The organism is Terriglobales bacterium (assembly GCA_035454605.1).
GTDB lineage: Bacteria > Acidobacteriota > Terriglobia > Terriglobales > Acidobacteriaceae > DATMAB01.
On record DATIGQ010000027.1, the window covers coordinates 1 to 2626 of the forward strand.

The 2626-nt window shown below is 65.7% G+C and carries 3 protein-coding genes; 1 reads left to right on the forward strand and 2 read right to left on the reverse strand.

The window, feature by feature from the left end:
* The coding region (locus VLE48_01895; protein ID HSA91735.1) for an ImmA/IrrE family metallo-endopeptidase at positions 1–1359 on the reverse strand (1359 nt) is incomplete at its 3' end.
* A gap of 140 nt (positions 1360–1499) precedes the next feature.
* Here VLE48_01895 and VLE48_01900 point away from each other — a divergent pair.
* Positions 1500–1985 (forward strand): tetratricopeptide repeat protein, encoded by a 486-nt coding sequence (locus VLE48_01900; GenBank protein HSA91736.1) that lies wholly within the window; start codon positions 1500–1502, stop codon positions 1983–1985.
* A gap of 28 nt (positions 1986–2013) precedes the next feature.
* On the opposite strand, the gene VLE48_01905 is transcribed toward VLE48_01900, so the two are convergent.
* Positions 2014–2626, reverse strand: a 613-nt coding sequence (locus VLE48_01905) for an isocitrate/isopropylmalate family dehydrogenase (GenBank protein HSA91737.1), incomplete at its 5' end; no start/stop codon positions are given.

A 2626-nucleotide genomic window follows, 5' to 3' on the forward strand; every position in this document is an offset into this window, starting at 1 on the left:
CCGCCCTGCAGTGTCGTCGTCGAAGCCTTCCAGAACCAACACGCTCTTCCCTGCCACTTCGATCGATACTGGTCCTTCTTCGGTGTCCCAGCGGTTCATTTCCGCACCCGTCGCTCGCTGGTATCGCTTGCGGATGCCGCCGGCATAGGCGGTGGCGAATCGTTCTGCGTCTTCCTCCCTTTCCCAGCGCGACGCATAGGCCACGCCCAACGACTCCGGCGCCGCCTTTCCGCTCCCCTCCGGTACCGCCGCGTAATAGAACCCGCCGCGCCAGCGCTTCCACATCCTGTCCGCCACGCGGTCGCCCACAAACTGCTTCAGCAAGGCCCGCACTTCGAGCGCGCCCATGGAGCCCACGTGGAACTTGCGCCAGGCCGGCTCCAACGCCCGGCTGAGGTCGGGCACGCGAACCGGCTCGAACCGTTCGCCCGCCATATATCGCTGGGGCTCCATGATCTCGAACGTGCTGCGCGGTGGCTCGGCCAGCGCCTGCGCGAAGGCCAGCTCGCCTCCTCCGCGGAAGTGCAGGTCGGCGACGAACCGCATCCCGTACTCGGCCGGGAACGACAGCAGCTCGCGCACGTAGAGCGGAGCCTGCCGCAGCGCCGCCCGCCGCGGCCGGTCATGGAAGACGGCGGTGAACTCCGGCGAGTACTCCACCGCGCGTCCGCTCGCCGCCGAGGCCGCGCTCCACACCCGCGCGGAGGCCACCGTGTAATCCGCCATCACCTGCATGGCCTGGGCCTCGATCAGCGCCGCCCGCGCCGCCGCTCGTTCTTGCGCCTCGACCTCCGACTGGGCGTCGTCACCCTCACGCGCTCGCAGCCATTCCTCCAGCCCGACTGCCTGGTCTTGCAGCGCGTGCGTCAGCTCGTGCGCCATCACCGGACGCTGCGCTGCCGGCCGCACCCAGTCCAGCAGATAAATGGTTTGTCCGCGCGCGTCGTAGAACCCCGCCAGGTCCTCGTCTGCCACCTCCGCCAGAAACCGATTCAGATCGAAGTCGCGCGGCAGCAGGCCCAGCTTCTTCAGGACCACCTGCGAGCGCTGGAAGCGTTGCCCGTTTTCTTCCAGCCTCAGCTGCAGATGGCGCTGTGCCGCGGCACGATCGGCCAGCTCGCTCCTCACGCGGTGCTCGATGGGCAGCCGCGTACGCTGGCTCACCAGGCTCAGCATCTCATCGACGGAACGGAAGAGTTTCTCCGACTGGCGTGTTGGCGGGCGCGCCGCCTCGATCGTGGCCGGCTCCAGCCTCTCCGCCGGCGCGACAAACGGCTGCTGCCCTTCCACGCCCGTGGCCATCGTCAGCCACAGCGCCAGCGCAACTCCCTCGACACAACCGGCTCCGCGTGCCGGCATGTCTTCCCCCTCGACCTCGGAAGACCTGCGCGCGCGCCCCTCGGGAGCACTCGCTCAGGCTGCAACGGTTTTCGGTAAGATACCGGGGTGTGGGTGCCTCCCACCCCCGTTAGGCCGGGGCTTATAGCACAGGTTCAGTCATGTCGGAAGCGGATTCGCGCCAGCAAGCCGCCGAATTTTTTCAGCAGGCCTACGAGAAACAGGCGGCCGGCGAGCTTGATGAAGCCATCGCGCTCTACACTCGCTCCATCGAGGCCTTCCCCACCGCCGAGGCCTACACCTTCCGCGGCTGGACCTATTCCTTCAAGGGCGACGTGGACCGCGCCATCCAGGATTGCCTCGAAGCCATCAAGGTCGACCCGGAGTTCGGCAACCCGTATAACGACATCGGCGCCTACCTGATCGAGAAGGGCCGGCTCGACGAAGCGATTCCCTGGTTCGAGAAAGCCATCGTCGCGCCCCGCTACCAGGCCCGCTGCTACCCGCACTTCAACCTGGGACGCGTCTACGAACGCCGCCACAACTGGAAGAAAGCCCTCGAGTGCTACCACCGCGCCTGGGAAGCGAATCCCCAGTACGCCGCCGCCTTGAGCGCCTTCCGCCGCCTGCAGGCGATGTGGAACTGAAGAAGCAGTAACCTGCGGATCTAGCTTTTTACTTCTTACTTCCTACTTTCTGTGCCACCCATTCCCCGCATTCTCTCGTCCCCAGGGTTCCGCCCACGTCGTCGGTCGTCTTCTTCTGCCTCACTGCCTCGAGCACTGCTGCCTCGATGCCGTCGGCTTCGCCCGCCATGCCCAAATGTCGCAGCATCATCGCAGCGCTGAGGATGGCGCCCATGGGATTCGCGACGTTCTTCCCCGCCAGCGGGGGCGCCGAGCCGTGTACTGGCTCGAACATCGAGGTCCGACCCGGATGGATGTTGCCGCTTGCGGCCATGCCCAGGCCGCCGGCCAGCGCCGCTCCCAAGTCGGTCAGGATGTCGCCGAACATGTTGTTGGTCACGATCACATCCAGTTGCTCGGGATTCTTCACCATCACCATGGCCAGCGCGTCGGCCAGCATGTGCTGCGCCTCGATATCGGCGTACTCCTTCGCCACTTCCTTGAAGGTTCGTTGCCACAGCCCGTGCGCGAAGGTCAGCACATTGGATTTATCCGCCATCAGCACGCGCTTGCGCCGGTTCGCTCGCGCATATTCGAAGGCATAACGGATGATTCGTTCCACTCCCTTGCGCGTGTTTACGTCCTCGTTGACGGCGACTTCG

Excerpts from the sequence above, each read along its gene's own strand:
- VLE48_01900 (HSA91736.1), top strand. The coding sequence starts at position 1,500 with ATGTCGGAAGCGGATTCGCGCCAGCAAGCCGCCGAATTTTTTCAGCAG.